Origin of the sequence: Dyella terrae, assembly GCF_004322705.1 — a bacterium.
GTDB lineage: Bacteria > Pseudomonadota > Gammaproteobacteria > Xanthomonadales > Rhodanobacteraceae > Dyella_D > Dyella_D terrae.
On the sequence record NZ_SIZZ01000001.1, the window covers coordinates 1,943,808 to 1,963,764 of the forward strand.

General features: G+C 62.8%; 18 protein-coding genes. 6 read left to right on the forward strand and 12 right to left on the reverse strand.

Features of this window, described 5'->3' with window-relative positions; genetic code table 11:
* Positions 1-3 precede the first annotated feature (3 nt).
* From EYV96_RS08700 to EYV96_RS08740, 9 genes are all read right to left on the reverse strand, one after another.
* Positions 4-1,326: an ABC transporter permease gene (locus EYV96_RS08700; RefSeq protein WP_131151031.1), complete on the reverse strand. Its 1,323-nt coding sequence runs from the start codon at positions 1,324-1,326 to the stop codon at positions 4-6.
* A gap of 52 nt (positions 1,327-1,378) precedes the next feature.
* Positions 1,379-2,602 carry an ABC transporter permease gene (locus EYV96_RS08705; RefSeq protein WP_131151032.1) on the reverse strand — a complete coding sequence of 408 codons (1,224 nt, stop codon included), beginning with the start codon at positions 2,600-2,602 and terminating at the stop codon, positions 1,379-1,381.
* Between the two features lie 8 nt (positions 2,603-2,610).
* Positions 2,611-3,915, reverse strand: a complete 1,305-nt coding sequence (locus tag EYV96_RS08710; protein ID WP_131151033.1) for an ABC transporter permease — start codon at positions 3,913-3,915, stop codon at positions 2,611-2,613.
* Between the two features lie 28 nt (positions 3,916-3,943).
* Positions 3,944-5,173, reverse strand: a complete 1,230-nt coding sequence (locus EYV96_RS08715) for an ABC transporter permease (protein WP_131151034.1) — start codon at positions 5,171-5,173, stop codon at positions 3,944-3,946.
* A 10-nt stretch (positions 5,174-5,183) separates the two neighbouring features.
* Positions 5,184-6,497 (reverse strand): ABC transporter permease, encoded by a 1,314-nt coding sequence (locus EYV96_RS08720; RefSeq protein ID WP_131151557.1) that lies wholly within the window; start codon positions 6,495-6,497, stop codon positions 5,184-5,186.
* A 52-nt stretch (positions 6,498-6,549) separates the two neighbouring features.
* On the reverse strand, positions 6,550-7,788 hold the full coding sequence (locus tag EYV96_RS08725; protein ID WP_131151035.1) for an ABC transporter permease: 1,239 nt from the start codon (positions 7,786-7,788) through the stop codon (positions 6,550-6,552).
* A 10-nt stretch (positions 7,789-7,798) separates the two neighbouring features.
* The gene (locus EYV96_RS08730; protein ID WP_131151036.1) at positions 7,799-9,112 is read right to left on the reverse strand and encodes an ABC transporter permease; all 1,314 of its coding nucleotides are present in this window, start codon (positions 9,110-9,112) and stop codon (positions 7,799-7,801) included.
* Positions 9,113-9,179: 67 nt separating this feature from the next.
* Positions 9,180-9,902 carry an ABC transporter ATP-binding protein gene (locus EYV96_RS08735; RefSeq protein ID WP_131151037.1) on the reverse strand — a complete coding sequence of 241 codons (723 nt, stop codon included), beginning with the start codon at positions 9,900-9,902 and terminating at the stop codon, positions 9,180-9,182.
* 93 nt (positions 9,903-9,995) lie between these two features.
* Positions 9,996-11,267 carry an efflux RND transporter periplasmic adaptor subunit gene (locus tag EYV96_RS08740; protein WP_131151038.1) on the reverse strand — a complete coding sequence of 424 codons (1,272 nt, stop codon included), beginning with the start codon at positions 11,265-11,267 and terminating at the stop codon, positions 9,996-9,998.
* Between the two features lie 345 nt (positions 11,268-11,612).
* Between EYV96_RS08740 and EYV96_RS08745 the strand changes: the two genes are divergently transcribed.
* Positions 11,613-11,954, forward strand: coding sequence for a hypothetical protein (locus EYV96_RS08745; protein ID WP_131151039.1), 342 nt, complete (start codon positions 11,613-11,615; stop codon positions 11,952-11,954).
* A gap of 104 nt (positions 11,955-12,058) precedes the next feature.
* Here EYV96_RS08745 and EYV96_RS08750 read toward each other — a convergent pair whose 3' ends face one another.
* The 3 genes from EYV96_RS08750 to EYV96_RS08760 all read right to left on the reverse strand — a co-directional run bounded on the left by EYV96_RS08750 (position 12,059) and on the right by EYV96_RS08760 (position 14,116).
* Positions 12,059-12,610 (reverse strand): hypothetical protein, encoded by a 552-nt coding sequence (locus tag EYV96_RS08750; protein WP_131151040.1) that lies wholly within the window; start codon positions 12,608-12,610, stop codon positions 12,059-12,061.
* A 116-nt stretch (positions 12,611-12,726) separates the two neighbouring features.
* Complete coding sequence (gene hemP / locus EYV96_RS08755) at positions 12,727-12,948, reverse strand: hemin uptake protein HemP (RefSeq protein WP_131151041.1); 222 nt, start codon at positions 12,946-12,948, stop codon at positions 12,727-12,729.
* Positions 12,949-13,147: 199 nt separating this feature from the next.
* Positions 13,148-14,116, reverse strand: a complete 969-nt coding sequence (locus EYV96_RS08760) for a potassium channel beta subunit family protein (protein ID WP_131151042.1) — start codon at positions 14,114-14,116, stop codon at positions 13,148-13,150.
* Positions 14,117-14,248: 132 nt separating this feature from the next.
* Between EYV96_RS08760 and EYV96_RS08765 the strand changes: the two genes are divergently transcribed.
* From EYV96_RS08765 to EYV96_RS08785, 5 genes are read left to right on the forward strand one after another with little or no spacing between them, the layout of a single operon-like run.
* On the forward strand, positions 14,249-14,659 hold the full coding sequence (locus EYV96_RS08765) for a GntR family transcriptional regulator (protein WP_131151043.1): 411 nt from the start codon (positions 14,249-14,251) through the stop codon (positions 14,657-14,659).
* A gap of 3 nt (positions 14,660-14,662) precedes the next feature.
* Positions 14,663-15,583: an ABC transporter ATP-binding protein gene (locus tag EYV96_RS08770; RefSeq protein WP_131151044.1), complete on the forward strand. Its 921-nt coding sequence runs from the start codon at positions 14,663-14,665 to the stop codon at positions 15,581-15,583.
* Positions 15,576-17,393 (forward strand): hypothetical protein, encoded by a 1,818-nt coding sequence (locus EYV96_RS08775; protein WP_131151045.1) that lies wholly within the window; start codon positions 15,576-15,578, stop codon positions 17,391-17,393. Before EYV96_RS08770 ends, EYV96_RS08775 begins: the two co-directional genes overlap by 8 nt.
* Before the next feature lie 47 nt (positions 17,394-17,440).
* Complete coding sequence (locus EYV96_RS08780; RefSeq protein WP_131151046.1) at positions 17,441-19,513, forward strand: S9 family peptidase; 2,073 nt, start codon at positions 17,441-17,443, stop codon at positions 19,511-19,513.
* Between the two features lie 34 nt (positions 19,514-19,547).
* On the forward strand, positions 19,548-19,955 hold the full coding sequence (locus EYV96_RS08785; protein WP_131151047.1) for an SRPBCC family protein: 408 nt from the start codon (positions 19,548-19,550) through the stop codon (positions 19,953-19,955).
* Positions 19,956-19,957 lie beyond the last annotated feature (2 nt).

Genomic DNA, 19,957 nt, shown 5'->3' on the forward strand with positions numbered 1-19,957 from the left:
TCCTCAGAGCGTCTTCAACTGCAGGCCGGGGGCGACGCGACTGGCACGGATCGCGGGGAGCAGACCAGCCAGGAGGCTGGTCAGCAACGCCAGCGCAAAAGTGATGATGAACATGGACGAATCCAGGTGCGCCAGGTCGGCAAACTCCACCGGCTGCGACCGCACCACGGCCAGACCACCCAGGGTGAAGAACAACCCAAGGATGCCGCCCACCAGACCCACGACACCGGCTTCAACCAGACACTGCGCGAAGATCGCACCACGTGTGGCCCCCAATGCACGGCGCACACCAATCTCACCGGCACGGCGCAGGAACTTGGCCAGTAACAGACCAATGGTGTTGAACAGGCAGATCGCCAGGAAGGCAAAGGCCAGCCACGTCTGCAGCCGTACGTCACTCGGTACCACGCCGTTGAAATCCAGCCAGGACATCAAATCACGCAGGCGCGTGTTCTGCGGGCGTGCAACGCGACCAAGCTGATGCTGGGCGGCTGCATAACCATCGAGCATCCGCTTGTACTCGGCGACCTTGCTACTGTCATTGAGCTGCACCCACAAGATCAGCCACACGCAGGGCGAGTTGATCAGATGACCTGGGTTGGGCGCCGAAGACCAGCAAGTGAATTGCGAGAAGTTGCCATCATTGATATCGAGGCCACTGAGGAACGGGACGAACACGTCCTGCGTCTTGCCGTAGAAGCCAGACGTCTGACCAGCCGAAAACCGACCGCCCGCCACTGTGTAAAACACCGGTGATGGACGCCACGGTGCAAGCACACCGATGATGCGGGCATCGGTGTCACGCAGGCGCAGCGTCTTGCCCACGCTATTGGTGCCGCCGAAGAGCTTTTGATTGAGGTCACTGGAGATGACGACTACACGCGATCGGCTTGCGTCATCCTGCGCCGTCCACGGACCGCCATACTGGAACGGCACATCGAACATGGCGAAGAAGTCAGTATGCGTCGACATCATCTGAAGCAGCAAAGGTGGCAGCTTCGATTCCGGCGAACGCAGTTTGATGTCGCTGGTATTGAGAATCGCCTGCCGATCCGCCTTGTGCGTGCTCCACAGGTCCATGGCGGACTGGTAGTCCAGCATGTCGAGCGGCTCCTTGAAGTCGCCCGGATTCGGGTTGCCGTCGACCTGGGCGTAGAACAGGTGCTGGCTACGACCCGGCAACGGATCGCCGGACAACAGGTGCAACACCGTCAAGGTGGTCATGCTGGCACCGATGCCGACGGCAATCGCCAGCACCATCAGCGCCGTCAGCACTTTGTTGCGTTTCAGGCTACGCAGCGCAAGATCGAGGTAGTAACCGAACATCCGAATCTCCATGGATCGGGCCCGCCGTACGACGGGCCCGTTTCAACTCAAATCACACCGAACGCGTCGCCACGACAGGCGGCACGGCTGCTGCACGCATAGCCGGACCAAGTACCGCGGCCTGCCCGATCAGCCACAAGGCGACAGCGCCAATGGGCAGATAGAAACCGGGCAACCGCGGGAGCTCGTACTTCGACATCAGGAATACATTGATGCCGTAAGCGAGCGCCATGCCGATGACTATGCCAATGGTGGCCAGCAGGAAGTTTTCGGTCTGGAAGTAACGCAGGATGTGTCCGCGCGTGGCACCCAGTGCGCGACGCACGCCGATCTGACGGCGACGCTGTGCCACCCAGAAGCTGCCCAGGCCGACGATGCCCAGCGCTGTGACAACCAGCAGCGCGACGCAGACGCCGATCAGCAAGCCGGTCATCGCGCGGTCGCCCTGGAAGTACTTGGCGCGCACGTCGGTCCACAGCTCCTTCTTCCAGACGATGCGATGCGGGTTGTTCTTTTTCAGCGTCTCAAGCGCCGCGTCACGTACGCGTTCGCGATCCGCCGGCGAGGTGCGAATGATGTACTGGCCATCGTCCACGCCGATCGGAATCATCATGCTGTATTGCGCTTCGGCGTCTTTCCAGATCGACGGACGAACCAGGTTCTTCACCACGCCAACCACCTGCAGCGGCATGTCCGAACCCATCCACAGCTGCTTGCCCAGGGCCGACTGCCCCGGCCACATGCGCTCGGCCATGTCCTGGGTGATGACCACGATATGCGGCAGGCCCTCGGTCTTGCCCGAGATGAACGCCTTCTTGGCGTCGTCCATGGTGACGTAGTCACTTTCCTGCAACAGGCGACCGGCAACCAGTTGCACGCCTAGCGTCTGGGCGACGTTCACGCCGTAGTAGTTGGTGGCGTTGAGCGTGCTCAGCTTCTGCTTCGGGTCGATCTTGATGCCGCTGTTGTTGGACGAGCGCCCGAAGGGCACCTGGTTCACCGACGCCACTTCCTTGACGCCCGGAATGGCGCGCAAGGCGGCCAGATCCTGCAGGGAACGCGCGTGTTCATCGGTGGTTTTGCCAATATCCGCCATCGCCACCTGAATCAGCTCTTGTTCGGCCACGCCACTGGGCATGTTGATGCGCTCAATACGCTGCGTGACCAGGAACACCGCGTTGCACACGATGGCGCAGGTCAGTGCGATTTCCAGGATCACCAGCAGCGCGGTGGTTTTGTGTCGACGCAGAGTCGAAAGAATCGGGAAGATTTCCATGTCGTTCCTCACTGACTCTTGAGCTGCAGGGCGGGGGTGATCTGGCAGGCACGCCACGCGGGCAACAGACCGGCCAGGAGGCTCGAAACCAGGGCGAGTACGAACGTGATGGCCAGCATGCTGAGATCCAGATGGGCCAGAGAGGCATAGTCCGCCGGCTGCTGACGCACCAGCCACAGACCCAGGAAGGCCAGGCCCAGGCCGCAGATACCGCCTGCCATACCGATGATGCAAGCCTCGATGAGCAGCTGCTTGAACACCTCGCCTTTGGACGCACCCAGCGCGCGACGCACGCCGAGCTCGCCGGATTTGCGCAGGAACTTGGCCAGCATCAGGCCAATCGTGTTCACCAGACAGACGATCAGGAAGCCCAGCGCCAGCCAGCTCTGCAGGCGCACGTCGCTGGGCACGACCTTCTGGTAGTCCAGCCATTCGTTGACGTTGCGCAGCTTGACGTTCACCGGACGCTGGAAGCGACCGAGCGTCTTCTGCTCCTTGGAGTAGTTCTCGACGAACGCTTTGTACTCGGCCGCCTTCGACGCATCGGCCAACTCCACCCAGAACTGCATCCAGACGCACTCGGCATTTTCCAGATGGTCGGAATCCGCACCGCCCTTGCCCCAGCAATCCATGCTGCCGTTGCGCGGCATCTTCAGATCGCGCGAGGTGGACAGCGGCACGAAGACTTCTTCGAGCTCGGTGTAGTTGCCGGTATTGAGATCGTAGAAATGCGGGTTCGGGCGCCAGGTGTCGAGCACGCCGATGACGCGGAAGTCGGCATCCTGCAAGCGGATGGTCTGACCGGTGCTGTCCTTGTCGCCAAACAGCTTGTCGTTGAGGGTGCGGGTGATGACGACGACACGCGACTTGCTCTCGTCATCCGCATCCGACCAGCCATGGCCATACAGGAACGGTGCGTCGAACATCGCGAAGAAATTGGACGTGGTGTAACGCGAGTCGCTGTAGAACGGGTCGATATCCGCCTTCGCCGGCTGAATCGGCACCGCGCCACCCGTCATCAGCGCCTGGCGCGCGCCGCGCTTGGCCTTCAGCAGGTTCATGCCGTCGATCCAGGTGACCTGATCCGGCGGCTCGCCACCTTCGCGATAGCCGTCCATATCCTGCGGGTCAAGCTGCGGATAGAACAGCCGTGCGCTCTTGCTCGGAATGGGATCTCCCGAGAGCACGTGCAGCACGGTGAAGGTGGTCATGCAGGCGCCAATGCCCAGGGCAATGGCCAGCACCATCAGCGCGGTCAGCACCTTGTTACGCTTCAAGCTGCGCAAGGCGAGATCCAAGTAGTAACCAAACATCCGTTTACCCTCCCCTTTGTCGCGTCGATCAGATCGACCGCGTCGCCTCAACCGGCGAAACCTTGGAAGCCCTCATCGCGGGCGCGAGGACCGCACCCTGCCCCAACAGCAACAGCAAAATCACGCCCACCAGCAGGTACGCCAGCGACAGGCGGCTCATTTCAAATCGGGTGACCAGCCAGAGATTCATGATCACGGCGAGCAGGGCGCCCGCGATGATTCCGCCGGAGGTAATCAGCAGGTTCTCGGTCATGAAGTAGCCGAGAATGTCGCGACGCGTGGCACCCAGCGCGCGGCGTACGCCAATCTGCTTGCGCCGCTGCCCTACCCAGAAACTGGTCAGGCCGACGATGCCTGCTGCCGTAATGGCGAGCAACGCCACGCTGATGATGCCCATCAGAATGGCCATGCCGCGGTCGCGGTCATAGGCAATGGCGCGCACCTGATCGAAGGTCAGCATGCCGACCTCGTCGTCGATGACACGTCGCGGGTTCTGTGCGAACAAGGCCTGCTTGACGGCCTTCATGGCCTCGTCGCGCTGCCCGGGCTTGGCGCGCACGATGTAGAAGCCACCCAACTCGATCGTCAGGCGCGCGGGCACGAGCAGCGAACGGTAGCGGAAACTCGACGCCCAACGATCCACGCTCTGGGTCTGCAACATGTCGACGATACCGACGATCGTGGTTTGTTCGCCCGCCAGATAAATGGGCTTACCTAAAGCGCTGCCATCGGGAAACAGCTTGTCTGCGAGCGTCCGCGTCACAATGACCGACGCCGGCTTCAGGTTGTCGCGCATGCCCATCGAGCGCACTTCATCGGCCGTGAAATTGCGGCCCGCAATCAGTTTCAACCCAAAGGTGTCAATCGTGTTCGGATCGGCAAAGTAGATCGCCGTACCTGACGAATCCTGCACCTGGGCGGGGTCGAGCTTGATGCCGTCGTCCCAGCCGCCGCCGCGCAGCGGAAAGGAGTTGCTCGCGGTGGCATCCGCCACGGAGGGCACGCTGCGCATGGCCTGGAGATCGGCCTGCATCTGCGCATTCAGTTCGACGTCGGTGTGCTTGCCCACCCATTCGTTCTGGATGGTGAAGATGTCCGCCTCGTCGATGCCGGTGGGCTCGGAGAGATGGGTCACGCGCTGCTGGATGATGAACAGCGCGTTGCACACGATCGCCAGCGTCAGGGCAATCTGCATGGCGATGAGGAAGGTACCCGCCTTGTGGCGGCGCAGTGCGGCGAGGATCGGCTTGATCTGCATGGCGCGCTCCTCAGTTCGACTTCAGCTGCCAGGCGGGTTGCACTTGCGCAGCCCGCCAGGTGGGATAGAAGGCGGCGATCAGCGTGCTGAGCACGGCGACGACGAGCGTGAGCAACACCAGCGAGAAGTCGAGTTGCGCCAGTTTGGCGATCTCCTTGCCGAACACCAGACCGGTGCCGAACATGCCGGCGCCTGTGAGAATCAGCCCGAGTACACCGCCACTGAGTCCGACCATGCCTGCCTCGGCCAGGAACTGTTTGTAGATCTCCGCTCGCGAGGCACCCAGCGCACGACGCACGCCAATTTCCGGAGCACGGCGCATAAATTTCGCGAGCAAGAGGCCCACCGTATTGACCAGGCAGATGATCAGGAAGCTCACGGCAATGGTCAGCGCGATCCGGCTTTCCGGCGGCACGGCATGACGGTAGTCGAGCCAGTCGACCACGTTGCGCAGGCGCACATTGGGTGCCCATCCGAAGCGCCCGGAACGCTGCTGTTCTTCCGCGTAGCCACGCAGCCAGCTGCGGTAGGCATCCTCGTCCGCCTTGGTCGGCAGCTCGACCCATGCGGCCAGCCACACGCACTCGCCGCGCAACCAGCTCTGGTAGTCGTTGCCGCGGTTCGGACCGCCACCGCAGGTGTTGTTGCCCCAGGTATCCACCTTCAGGTCCATCATGTGATGGAACGGCACGTAGACCTGGGCCGGATCGGTATAGCCGTCGCTGTTGAACATGTCGAAAAAGCGCGGCTTGGGGTCATAGGTGTCCGTCACACCGACGATGCGGTACGTGCCATCGTCCAGCTGAATGTCCTTTCCGACGCTGTTGGCCCCATCGAAGAGCTTCTTGTTGAGCTCCTTGCTGATGACGGCCACCGCCTCGTGGGCGTCATCGCTCTCGTGGCTCCAGCCGGAGCCATACAGGAACGGCACCTCGAACATCGGAAAGAAATCGCCGAAAGTGGCGTACCCGCGCACCTTGAACGGCAATCGCTCGGTCGTGGTGGAGATCACCGAGGCGGAGATCGGAAAGAACACCGTCTGCCGTTCGGCCTTCTTCGCCTTCATCAGCGCCATGGCGTCCGTATAGTTGAGCGCCGGCGGCGGCTCGCCGGCGCGGTTGTACGTAGGCCCCCAGTTGTCGATCTGCGGCACGAACAGCACCGAGGATTTCTGCGGTATCGGATTACCCGACACCGCCCTGAATACCGCGTAGGTGATCATGGAGGCGGCCACGCCGATACCGATCGACATGATCATCAGCGCCGTCAGCACCGGATTACGGCGCAGGCTCTTCGCACCAAGTCGCAGGTTATGGACAAACATGCCGCTCATGCTTTCCTCGCGTCAGAGTGAAACAGGGTCACCAACGTCAGACTCAGACAGAACGCGTCGCTTCGACCGGCGACACTCGCGATGCGCGCATCGCCGGCGCCAGCACCGCCGCCTGGCCGAGCAACAGCAGCGCGATGACACCGCAGATCACGTAGATCATCGACAGGCGCGCCATCTCGAACTGCGTCACCATCCAGAGGTTGAGCCCGATGGCCAGCGCCGCACCGATGACGACGCCAGCGACGCTGATCATCAGGTTCTCGGTGAGGAAGTAGCTCAGGATGTCGTTCTTGGTGGCGCCCAGTGCGCGACGCACGCCAATTTGCTTGCGACGCTGCCCCACCCAGAAGCTTGTCAGGCCCACAATGCCCGCCGCAGTGATGCCCAGGAGCACGAAACAGATCACGCCCATCAGGATCGCCATGCCGCGGTCGGTCGAATAGCTGTTGGCACGGACCTGCTCGAACGTGCGCACGCCACGCTCCGAGGAGAACACGCGCAGGCGGTCGGTCTTGATCAGCGTCGCCGGCGCATCCTTGAACACGTTCATCTGCTGGCCCGGCTTGGCGCGGATCAGATAGATCGCGTAGTCACCCGTCAGCTGGACCGGCAGGAACATGGCGTTCTCGACAAAGTCATTCGCCCACAGGCCGGACCACGGCACCTGCGTGCGCTCCACGATGCCGATGATGGTCGCCGGCGGATTGGTCGAGTCGTTCATGTAGACCTGCTTGCCGAGCGCCGAGCCGTCCGGGAACAACTTGTCGGCAAGGGCCTTGGTCACGATCACCTGGGGCGTGGTCTTCACTTCGCGCGGTGAGACAGAGGTGATTTCCGACGGCAGGAAGTTGCGGCCGGCAATCAGCTTCACGCCCATGGTGGCAATAGCGTGGTCGTCGGTGAAATACAGCGTGGTCTGCGCCTTCGACTTGACCTTTTCGTCAGGCACCAGGCGAATGCCGGTCGACCAGCCGCCGCCGCGCAGCGGGAACGAGTTGATCATGATGGCATCCTGCACGCCGGGCATGCTGCGCAGCGCGGCCAGATCGGTGCGGCTGAGCGACGAGGTGTCTTCTTCCTTCTTGCTCACCCAGCGGTTTTCGATGGCAATGAGATTGCGCTCGTCCATGCCGGTCGGGCGAGAGAGGCGATCGACGCGCTGCTGAATGATGAACAGCGCGTTGCACACGATGGCGAGGGTCAGCGCGATCTGCACGGCAATCAGGATCGTGCCGGCCTTGTGGCGCTTGAGAGCGGCGAGAATGGGCTTGATCTGCAGCATGGTCGTCGCCTCAGTTGGATTTCAGCTGCCAGGCAGGCTGCACCTGCGCCGCACGCCACGTGGGATAGAAAGCCGCCAGCAGAGTCGAGACCACCGCCACGACCAGGGTGAGCAGCACCAGGGAGACATCGAGCGTTGCCAGACGCGCGACCTGTTGGTCGAACACAACGGTCACGCCGAGCATGCCAAGGCCGGTGAGGATCAACCCCAGCACACCGCCCGCCAGGCCCACCGTCGACGCTTCGATCAGGAACTGTGCGTACACCTCGCGGCGCGAAGCGCCCAGCGCACGGCGCACACCAATCTCCGACGAACGCTTCATGAACTTGGCCAGCAGCAGGCCAATGGTGTTGACCAGGCAGATCACCAGGAAACCGAAGGCCACCAGCAGCGAGACCTTCGCTTCGGTCGGCACCACTTCCTGGTAATCCAGCCACTCTTCCACGTTGCGCAGGCGAACATTCGGCGCCCACTTGAAGCGACCGGCGCGCTGCTGTTCGGCGGCGTAGCCCGTGAGGTAGGAGCGGAAGGCTTCCTGGTCGGACTTGCTCGGCAGCTCAACCCAGTAGGCCAGCCACACGCATTCCGAACGCAGGTAGTTATCCCAACCCGGACCCGGGTCAGCATTGCAATTGTTGTTGCCGTTGGTGCTGAGCTTCAGGTCGATGGCGCGCGTGAACGGCACGAACAACTGCGTCGGATCGTCGAAGCCGCCGGTGTTCACCGCATCGAAGAACAACGGCTGCGGATTCCAGGAGTCCATCACGCCGACGATCTTGTAGCTGCGACCGTCGAGGTTCAGCTCCTTGCCGACGCTGTTCTGGCCCTGGAACATCTTGTCGTTAAGCTGCTTGCCAATCACGGCAACCTGGGCGTGCGCATTATCTTCGTCGGCCGTCCAGCCACCGCCGTAGATGAACGGGATGTCGAACATCTTGAAGGTGTCCGCATACGCCGCGTAGGTGTTCTCGTGGAACGGCGCCTTGTTCGCATCCGCAGGAATGATGCTCAGGCCCAGCGGATACAGGACGGTCTGGCGCGGTGCGCGATGCTCGCGCATCAGTGCCACGGCGTCCTGGTAGCTCATCGCATTCGGCGGCTCGCCCTTGCGATGAACATTGTCTTCCGGCCCCCAGTTGTCGACCTGCGGCACGAACAGCTGCGACGACTTGCTGGGAATCGGGTTGTTCGAGGTCGCGCGGAACACCGAGTAGGTGATCATCGATGCGGCCACGCCGAAACCGATCGCCATCACCATCAGCGCGGTCAGGACGGGATTGCGGCGCAGGCTGCGCACGCCAAGCTGGAAGTAATAGGCGAACATACCGTGTGTCCGTCAGGGGGTAAGGCCTCCCGCCGAAGCGGGAGGTGTCCTTGGATGACGCGAAGGATCAGGCCGGGGAGCCGGCGCGTGCGTTCTGCTGCTGGTGGTGGAAGCGCGGATCTTCCGCGAGGTCCACGACCTGGCCGTCGATGATGTGCACGTTGCGCTGGGCGCGTGCGGCCAGCTCCGGATCATGCGTCACCATGACGATGGTGGCGCCTTCGCGATGGATCTCTTCGAGCAGCTCCATCACGCCGCGGGCCATCTGCGTGTCCAGGTTACCGGTCGGTTCGTCGGCCAGGAGCAGGCGCGGCGTGCCGGCCAGTGCGCGGGCAATGGCGACGCGCTGCTGCTGACCACCGGAGAGTTCCGCCGGATAATGCTTGGCACGCGAGGCCAGACCCACGCGCTCCAGTGCGTCCATGATGCGCTGCTTGCGCTCCGGACCCTTCATGCCGCGATAGCGCAGCGGGACTTCAACGTTGTCGTACACGTTGAGGTCGGGGATCAGGTTGAAGGCCTGGAAGATGAAGCCGATCTTCTCGTTGCGGATCTTGGAGCGAGCGTTGTCATTGAGGTTGCTCACTTCCACGCCGTCGAGGTGGTACTCACCACCGGTGAAGGTTTCGAGCAGGCCGGCGATGGTCAGGAAGGTGGTCTTGCCCGAGCCCGACGGACCGGTCACGGCGACGAATTCGCCTTCCTTCACGTCGATGTTGAAGTCGCGCAGCGCATAGGTCTCCACCACTTCGGTGCGATAGACCTTGGACAGATGAGTCATCTTGAGCATTGTTGCTTCCCTCATGGAAGTGGCGGTGGTGTCACTACTTGATGCAGTTGCGTGCGCGATGGTTTAGACATCGCGCACATTTATTTCAGGCGATCAGCGACTGATGGCAACGCGTGCCGCGCCCTTGAAGCTATCGGTACCGGAGATCACGATGCGGTCGCCTTCCTTCAGGCCATCGAGGATTTCGACCTTGTCGATGCTGCTGGCACCCACGCGGATCGGCGTCTTGGCGGCCACGCCGTCGTTGACCAGGTAGGCATACGAGCCACCGGATTCGTCGACGAAGGAGCCGCGCTGCACCGTCATCACGTTGTCGCGGCGATCGAGCAGCACGCGCACCGACAGACGCTGGTTCTGGCGAAGCTGCTTGGGCGTTTCGCCTTCGAAGCGCAGGCGTGCGGCCACTTCGCCGTTGACCACTTCCGGCGAGATCGCGCTGACCAGGCCCTTCCAGGTCTTGCCATTGCCGCTGATTTCACCGCCCATGCCGATGCCCAGGTCACGTGCAAAGCTTTCCGGCACCTTCATTTCGACTTCCAGTGCGCTCAGGTCGATGACGCTCAGCAGTTGGGCGTCCTTGGCAACCGTGGCGCGCTCAGCGATGAAGAGCTGGCCGACCTGGCCGTCCACCGGGGACTTCACGTTGAGGTCGTCGACCTGGCGTTGCAGATCCTTGACCAGCAGCACCTGGCGATCGTGAGCCAGCTTCTTCGATTCGATATCGAACTTGAGGCTGTCGTTGTCCATGCCAAGATCGGACTTGGCATGCTGCGTGGTGATTTGTGCCTTCTGCAAGACATCCTTGGCCTTCTGGACGTCCATATCCGGCACGGCGCCCTTGCTGAATGCCTTCTGGTAGCGATCCAGGTCGCGCTCGGCCGTGGTCTGGTCGATGCGCGCATTGTCGAAGGCCTTCTGCAGCTCGCCCGTCTTCTTGCGCGCATCGATCTGGGCGCGGCGGTAGTCGACCTCCATCGCATCGGCGGCGCTCTGCTCCTGCGCCAGCTTGTTCGCCAGCTCCGGGCTGTCGATGGTGGCGAGGATCTGGCCTTTCTTGACGACGTCGCCGGCGTGCACCTTCAAGGTGACGGCGCCACCATACGTCGCGTACATCGTCGGGCTGACAGCGGCGACCACCTTGCCTTCGGCCGCAATGTCACGCACGAACGTGCCGCGCTCGACGGTAGCGAAGGCGAGACGGGTGCTGCTGACGGAAGCATCGGCCGAGAAGATGCGACTGGCCCACGGCAGGACCATCGCCAGGAGCGCCGCCACGGCCACGCCCGCGCCGATCAGCGCATAGCGGCGCTTCTTGTTGGGCTTGACTTCGACCAGGCGGTCTTGAGCAGAGGTATCGCGAATCATGGAACTGTCCCTGGCCACGGAAAGGTGGCCCCGGAGTCAGTAGAGCAATCGCCGTGCCAACCGCGATTTGCTCAACAGATCAGCGGGTTACATGCGGCGAAAGATGACAGGACGATGTCCGCGGACAGTGGGGCGGACAGGGGCGGATAGTGTCCGGACGGTTTTTGTGTGGACGGACACGGAGCAAGCGTAGGCCGGAGGTCATGCCCGCCAAAGATGCCGGCTTCACTTCATCAGCAGCTAGAAGCGCATCGGCCGCTGTGCCAGGTTTATGCCGGCAAGGAGATACCTGGGTCCGGAACGGGTACGCTGCCCCGGGTTCGAATCGTGACGGGGGATATGCTTATGACTTTGAACGAGTGGCTTGCAGCGCTGATGTTTGGCTTGTTCTTCATCATTGTGGCCATGACGCTGACCTACTTCTTCAAGCTTCATCAGCTGTCGAACCGACTGGGCAGCGAAAGCCCGGAAACGATGCGTCAGATTCAGCGGGATTCGGTCATGAAGATGAGCAATCTTCGGGTTGCCTACAAGGTGATGATTGAACCCGTGCACGCCGCAAGTCGAGCGACGCTTAGCGCTGACACATTGCGTGCAGTGCATTCAACGAAACGCCTGCTGTATGTGACGGCCTCGCTGTTCATGATTCAGCTCTTCGTGGGCCTTTACCTATCCCTGGACAAATAGGGCCACAGCACACCAGGTTGTGCAGCCCTTCCCGTTTGAAGCAGATTGTGATGGTGGCCGGCCACGCAGGTTTCTGGCCTCTACATCCGCAACGTGAGTGACGGTTAGCGCCCCGGCATTTCAGCTCCGGCGCACTCCTCCGCCACGTCACGCCCCAACGTCGAGAGCACCTCGACACGACGCGCCTGCAGCAGAGTCAGGCCCGGCAGCGTTCGACACTGAAACTGCACGGGTTTCGCGGTGGCGCGACGATGGCTATAGGTGGGACGCCATGACGGCGGCGCCTGTACCGGCGTGCCCGACGCCATGAGCGCATCCCAGGCGAGGTAGTCGGTATCCGGAAGCAAGTAGATACGTGCGCGCACCTGCCCTGCCATGTCGATGCAATCGAACCATTCGCGTGGCCCGCGCGCGCCGACCATGCTCACGCACTGGATATGAGTGACACCCACGACTGCTCGCAGGTGCGGCTGCTGCACCAGCCAGCCACGCGTCGGCGCCATGGCGTCGTACTCGGCGTCCCGAGTCCACTGGTACAAAACGCTTCCCAGCGCCGGCAAATGCGCGGCCAGCTGCCCGGGATCGAACGCCAGCCAGCGCTGGCACGCACCATGTGTGCGTGAACACCAGGGAAAGCGGGTCAACCAACCGAACATGGCGATCTCCTGTGCGAAAACCGGGCATGCCGTGGCCGCGATCACCGCGGATGAGGCAGGCCTGACGAATAGGTCCGCCGACGGGCGCCGGCGGTGGGCGTCCCTGCCCGGGGGAGTTACTTGGTGAGGATGAGCTTGTCGTTGCGCGTCAGGCGCAGGTGGTACTCATTGCCCTGATGGGTAATGACCACCTCACGGGCGCCATCGAGCAGCGCCTGGCTGGATACGCGCCGCGCACTGTCGGCCGGCGGGACGGACTTCTTCAGGCGCAGCAGGCCCAGGGGGCGGGCCAGCAGATCGGAAGGCTGGGGCAGCAGCGAAAGGGTCGAGGCCGACATACGCACTCTCCGTGGTGGGTGTCGTCCTGAATGATAATGATTCGCATTTGAGTGTCAAGGGTGGGCGCCCCTGCGGGGCTGTGAACAGGGAAACTCGCCCACGTTGTGGGCTGTAAACGGTAAGAGCCAAGAGCGAAGGGACGACGCGCCCTTACCGTTTACTGTTCACCGTTTACAGCGTGCGCAGCACGCGAAACCCTCACCCCACCGCGGCCTCAATGCGCTTGATCACCGCATCATCCAGCTTCGCGACGACATCCAGCGCGCGCAAATTGTGTTCAAGCTGCTCCAGGCGGCTCGCTCCCAGCATCACCGTCGACACGTGCGGATTGAGGAGGCACCAGGCGACGGCGAGCTGCGTCTGCGTGACGCCGAGGTCAGCGGCGATCGGTGCGAGCTTGCGTACCTTGGTGAGGCGATCACCACCCTCCTCCAGCACCGCGCTGCGCAGCCATTCATAGCCCGGCTGCGCAAGACGCGACTCATCGGGGATGCCGTCGTTGTACTTGCCGGTCAGCAGGCCCGATGCCAGCGGCGACCAGATCGTGGTGCCCATGCCGAACGCGCCGTAGAGGTCGGCGTACTCCTTTTCGACGCGCTCGCGGTGCAGCAGGTTGTATTGCGGTTGCTCCATGCGCGGCGCAACCATGTGGTTTTCGCGCGCGACGCGGTGGGCCTCGCGGATCTCGTCCGCCGACCACTCGCTGGTACCCCAGTACAACACCTTGCCCTGGCGCACGAGCATGTCCATGGCGGCGACGGTTTCCTCGATCGGCGTGTCAGGATCGGCGCGATGGCAGAAGTAAAGATCCAGGTGCTCGACGCGCAGGCGTTGCAATGCCTGGTGACAGGCTTCGATCACATGCTTGCGCGAGAGGCCACGCTGCGTCGGCAATGGATTGGCGCGTGAACCGAAGAACACCTTGCTGGACACGCAGTAGCTGTCGCGCGGGAAACGCAGGTCGGCGAGCACATCGCCCATCAGGGTCTCGGCGACGCCGTGGTTGTACACCTCGGCGTTGTCGAAAAAGTTCACGCCACGATCGTGGGCCATGGCCAGCAGGTCGCGCGCAAGCGAGCGCCCCACCTGTTGCCCGAAGGTGACCCATGCGCCGAACGACAGCGCGGAAAGTTGCAGGCCGGATGTGCCGAGGCGGCGATAAAGCATGGGGAATCTCCTCAAGGGGTAAGCCAGACCGGGGAGCATGCCAAGGCGCGCGTGAAGCGTCCAACAGGCCTATTGACTTCGGCGCCACCACGTTCGTACTGTACTAGTACACATAGTACAGCTGGATCGACCATGGCCCGACAGCAACCCCTGATGATCGAAATCGCCACAGGCGACGTACGCTCCATCAGCAAACAGATCATCGATGGCGTCCGCATGAAAGTAGCCACCGGCGAACTCACGCCGGGTTGGCAGTTGCCCAGCGTGCGCGGCCTCGCCCAGCAGCTGACCATCAATCCCAACACGGTCGCCAAGGCCTACGCCGAACTGGTGGCCGAAGGCTGGCTGGAATCGCGCCCGGGCCTGGGCCTGTTCGTCGCCGCGCCGCGCCAACGCCTCAACAGCAAGGAACGCGAGCGTCGCCTGGACGATGCCATCCAGCGCTTCGTCAACGATGTGGTCTCGCTCGATTACCCTACCGATACCGTGCTTGAACGCCTGAGCGACGAGCTCAGGGCCCTCGACACGCGCAAGAGCGCCTGAGCCATGTCGGACTTCGTCATCGAAACTTGCGAGCTGACCAAACGCTACGGCGACAAGCTCGCTCTCAACCGCCTTTCCTTGCAGATTCCCCGCGGGCGGATCCACGCCATCGTGGGCGCCAACGGCGCAGGCAAATCGACACTGTTTCGCATCCTGCTTGGCTTCCTGTCGCCAACCGAAGGCCGGTCCCGTCTGCTCGGTCAGGACAGTCATTCACTCACGCCAGGCCACCGCGCCCGCATTGGCTTCGTCAACGAAGAGCACACCCTGCCGGGCTGGATGCGTGCTGACGAAGTGACTGACATGCAGCGCCGTCAATACCCGCGCTGGAACGAAGACATGTACCGCGATGTGCTCGGCCACTATCACGTCGGTCCGCGCCAGAAGATCAGCCAGCTATCACGCGGCGAGCGCGCCGGACTTAACCTTGCGCTCGCGCTGGCCCAGTCGCCTGAATTGCTCATCCTTGACGAGCCCACACTGGGACTCGACGTCGTCGCAAAGCGCGCCTTCCTGCAGTCGCTGCTGGACTCCAACGCTGCCGAGCATTGCACGGTGATCTATTGCTCCCACCAGATGGAAGAGATCGAACGCCTCGCCGACAACCTGATCATTCTCGAACGCGGCGAACTGAAGCACATGTCGCCGCCCGATGAGTTCTGCGAACGCGTCCGTCACTGGGTCGCCGACATTCCCTTCCGCGGCCCGGAGCGCGCGCAGATTCCCGGCCTCCTGCTTGCGCAGAAAATCGACAACCTCTACCACTACACCGTCCTCGACCAGGACGACGACTTCGCTGCCTTCCTGCGCGAGAACGGCGCACGTCATGTCCAGAGCATGCCGGTGAGTCTCGATAGCGCCGTCAATGGTTTCCTGGCGAAAGACCACGCGGCTCCGCTGGCCAGGGAGGCCCGCCATGGTTGATCTGTTCAAGGCCGAATGGCGACGCTTCATGCGCCTCGCCTGCATCGTCGGCGCCGTCACACTGTTTCTGCTCGCCTTCATGACGCGGATGGTCGATCTGCTTCAGCAACCGCTGCTGGTCTATCGCGTTGGCGCCTTCATCGCGGCCTTCATGGGCATCCTGCTGGCGGCCGTGCAGATGGCGATGCATCGCCGGCCCAACGCATGGCTGTATCTCTTGCATCGCCCGGTCGCTCCCGCCGGCATCGCCATGGCGCTTTCCGGCGCAGCGGCCTGCGCACTGTTTGTTGCCATCGCCCTGCCCGTGCTACTTGCGCTGCTTGGCGTGGAGTGGATGACCGTACGCATCGTCGACGCCCGTCACTGGCTGTTGCCGATGTGTGGCTGGGCGATCGCCTTCGCCAGTTATCTCACCTGTGCCTGCATCGTGCTTGCTCCACGGCGCGGCATGGTGTTCCTGCTTTGCCTGCCACTGGCGATGCTCGCGCCATTCAGCGGCGTCTACGCGCTGCTCGTGCAGCTGGCGGTTGTTGCCCTCGCGGGAGGCGTGTTACTTGCGTTCTTCAAACCGAATCTGCAAGGGATGCCACGTTCCCCCATCGCACACGTCACCGTGATCGTGCTCATGCAGATAGGTGTGACGATTGCGCTGTACTGGGCACTGACGCTCGGCACCGAATTTGGCCTGATGGCCATCGGCCGCCATCCGCTCAATGGCATCCCGCCCAGCGGTGGCTATGCGGAAGCGGAGCGGGCAGACAGCGCGACGCTTCTTCGCCATGGTATTGGCCTGGCGCCGGCGCACGCCCTGCTGCGCGAGCAGGCCGGCATCGCCGAACAGGCCGCCTGGGGTCCCGGTGTAGCGAACTATCCGCGCTACGGCCAGATCAGTGCGCCCATGCCCTTGGAAATCGAGGACGAAACGCGCCATGTGCGGTGGAGTTTCAGTCATGACCACGGTGCGTTCCACGGCATCCGGCTTACAGACCAGAGCGATGCCGGATGGCTGGGGCGCGATGGCATCGTGCAGGGAACACTCACGGATGCCGATCGCTTCGAGCAGCCCCCGCTTGTCTTCGAAGATCGCTATCTGATCACCGAGCACCAGCTCTACCAGTTCGACGCCAACGATCAGTCCATGCATCTTCGCGTGAATTTTCCTGACGACGAACACTTCACCGCGGCGCCGAAAACCCTGGGCGGGCGCGTGATGATCCTTGGCTCGCGTCGACTGCACATGGTCAATGCCCATGACCTCACGCAGCAACGCGATGTCCTGCATGACGAATATGTGCTTCCGCTCGATGGCGCCATCGACAACATGGGGCGTGTCGACGTGGCCGAACTGCTCGACGGCTATCTGGTGTCATTCCTGCACGGCCGGCAGAGCTATCACCAGGACGTGGCCGCCTGGCAGACGGTCTATCGCATCCATGAAGACGGGCGTGCTGAGCTATTGAATCGCCGCGAACTCGGCCGCGACTACCCCGTGTGGTTCCGCCATCTGGGCTGGTGGGCATCGCCGGTCTATTACGGCTTGCAGCACCGACTTGGCTGGATCGCCTCTGACGACGCCGAAGGCCTGCCAACATCGATCGGGATGATGATCGCGACGCTCGGACTGTTGTGCCTGGCGGCAACAGCGTGGTGGCTGTCCGCCGTGCGCATGAGCCGGACGTCGCGTCTCACCTGGATCGTCGCAAACGGCATCGTCGGTCTTCCCGGACTGATTGCCTGCCTGCTCCTTTACCCATCACGCGAACGAACGGCAAAGCCAGTGCTGCCCCGGACCGCCAGCGCGCCTGCCTGACCCATCCAGGGCGTCGCCCGGTGCGACGCCTTCACCGGAGACAACCCATGCCTGTCCTGACGACCTCGCTGAGGGCGGTGGCCTTGTGCGCCCTGCTTCTTCCCTTCGGCACGGCTTCTGCCACCAGCCCGGCGGATCGCTTGCAGCAAGTACTGCGCGAATCCCGCGAGCAACCCACCGCACCGCTCCTGCCACGCGCTGATTTCCAGACGCGAACGGGTCTTCGTTTCGTGCGACTGTCACCCGACGGCCTGCATGTGAGCTGGATATGGGTTCAGCCCAATGGCAGCAGCGTTTGGTTGATGGACGTGGCCACCGGCAAGCCTCGCCAGCTCCTTGCCTCCACGCAGGCCAGCTCACTGGAATGGATGGCCGACGGCAAGCAGCTTCTGCTTGAACAACGTGGTCGTGTCGCGGTGCTGCCGATGGATGGAGGCGAAGCACGGTGGGTGACTTCTCTCGACGCGGTTCGTGAGCAGTTGCTGCTGGGACCCGATGCCACGTTTCCGAACCGTTTCCTGGTGCGCGAGCGCGACCCCGAAAGCAAGCACTTTCGCCTGCTGCGCGTAACGACCGACCAGCATCAGGAGGTGCTCTACGACGACGTGGATGCTCCGGCCGATCTGGCGTTTGATCGCGAGGGCAAACTCGCCTTTGTCAGCACCGCCGACATGCAGGGTCGCCATGTGCGCCGGAACACCGTCACCGGATGGCAACGCTTTTTCGATTGCAGCGCCCTCACCCGCTGCGCGCCGATCGCAGTGATGGCGGATGGCCGCCTGCTGATGCGCAGCGGGCGGGAAAGCGACCTGCAGCAACTGGTCGCCATCGACCCTTCGACGAAGCGGAGCACCACGCTGCACAAAGATCCGGAAGGCATCGCCGATCTGGCGGACGTGACCCTGGATCAACGCACGGCGCAGCCCCTTTTTGCCGCTTACGACACCGACAGACATCACACCTATGCGGTGCGCGACGACCTGCGACCCGCGATGCAATGGCTGGATCGACACTTCGCGCGCTCCAACCTCGATGTCGACCGGGCAAGCAATGGTGTACTTCTTGTCATTGAGCGCAGCGACCGCCTGCAACGGGACCGCTATTTCGTGTTCGATCCGAGCAAGCAGGCGTTGACGCCCATTGCAGAAGACCAGCAAACATCCGCGCGCAAGCTTCCCGAAACCGCGATGGCTTACCGCATTCCCGTCAGCTGGACGGCGAGCGATGGCATGCGACTGTACGGCTTCCTCAGCCTCCCGCCCGGCCTTGATCCTGCGAAGGTGCCATTGGTGCTCCGGCCTCATGGTGGCCCGAAGGCGCAGACACGTCCGGGCTACGACATGATCACGCAGTTTCTGGTCAATCGCGGCTATGCCGTGTTCGAACCGAATTACCGCACGTCGGTGGGCTACGGTCGCACGTATCTGTTCGCCGCTCACGGCGACTGGGGACATGGGCGCAATTACCGCGACATGCTCGAAGGCATGGACTGGTTGCTCGCGCAGGGGGTGGGTGATCGACACCGGCAGGCCATCGTCGGGCATTCCTACGGTGGCTTCGCGACGCTGCTTGGACTGACCTACGACAGCGCCCGCTTCCTGGCAGGCGTGGGCATGGCGTCACCGCCCGACCTCGCCGCGGCATTCCGGCAGATCGCCGCGAATCCCACCTCACCGGGCGCCATCCCGGTGGGTGCGGAGCTGAGCGAACTGGGAAGTGGCGTCGACAACGTAGCTGCAATGGACCGGCTGAGTCGCGAGGCGCCGGCGCGCGCCATCGCGCAGATGAATCGACCGCTGGTACTGATCGCGGGCGCCAAGGATGACCTCGTTTCGGTCGCCAGCGTCACCGACTATGCGGGCCAGCTGGCGGCGGCGCACAAGCCCGTCGCCCTGCTGGTGGATCCGGACTCGGGCCATCAGCTCGAAGCACCGCAAGCGCGCCTGGCGACGCTTTACCTGCTTGAAGCGGCGCTGGCGCGATCCCTGGGCGGTCGTGTGGATGACCCTGTCGATGCTGCCCTGGCATCGTATCTCGGCAAGAACCTTCGTCTTGATACCTGGGACCGCCCTCTGGGCACGCCACGCGTTGACCTTGACCACACACGCGTGCCGGAATAGTGCAGGCTTTTCACAGGACGCCCCGGAGCACGCCGTGTGGACGCATGAAGAGAGCATCGAAATCGCCGCGAAGCCGGCGAAGATCTGGACGATCTTCGCGGATGTACCCGGCTGGAAACGCTGGAATGCCGGTATCGAACATATTGAGCTGCATGGCTCGTTCTCCGAGGGAACGAGCTTCACCATGAAGCCGCCGGGGGTCGATGCGTTCACCAGCACTTTGATCGAAGTGCAGACCGATCGACTCTTTACCGACGAAACCACGATCGACGAGACCACCGTGGTGGTGACGCATCGCATCGAGGCGATCGACGCACACCATTCAAAGGTGACTTACGGAACGATGATTACCGGGCCGGATGCCAGTGACATCGGACCGGCAATCACCTCGGATTTTGGTGAAGTGCTTGCGTCACTGAAGGCGCTGGCGGAGCGTGGGTAAGA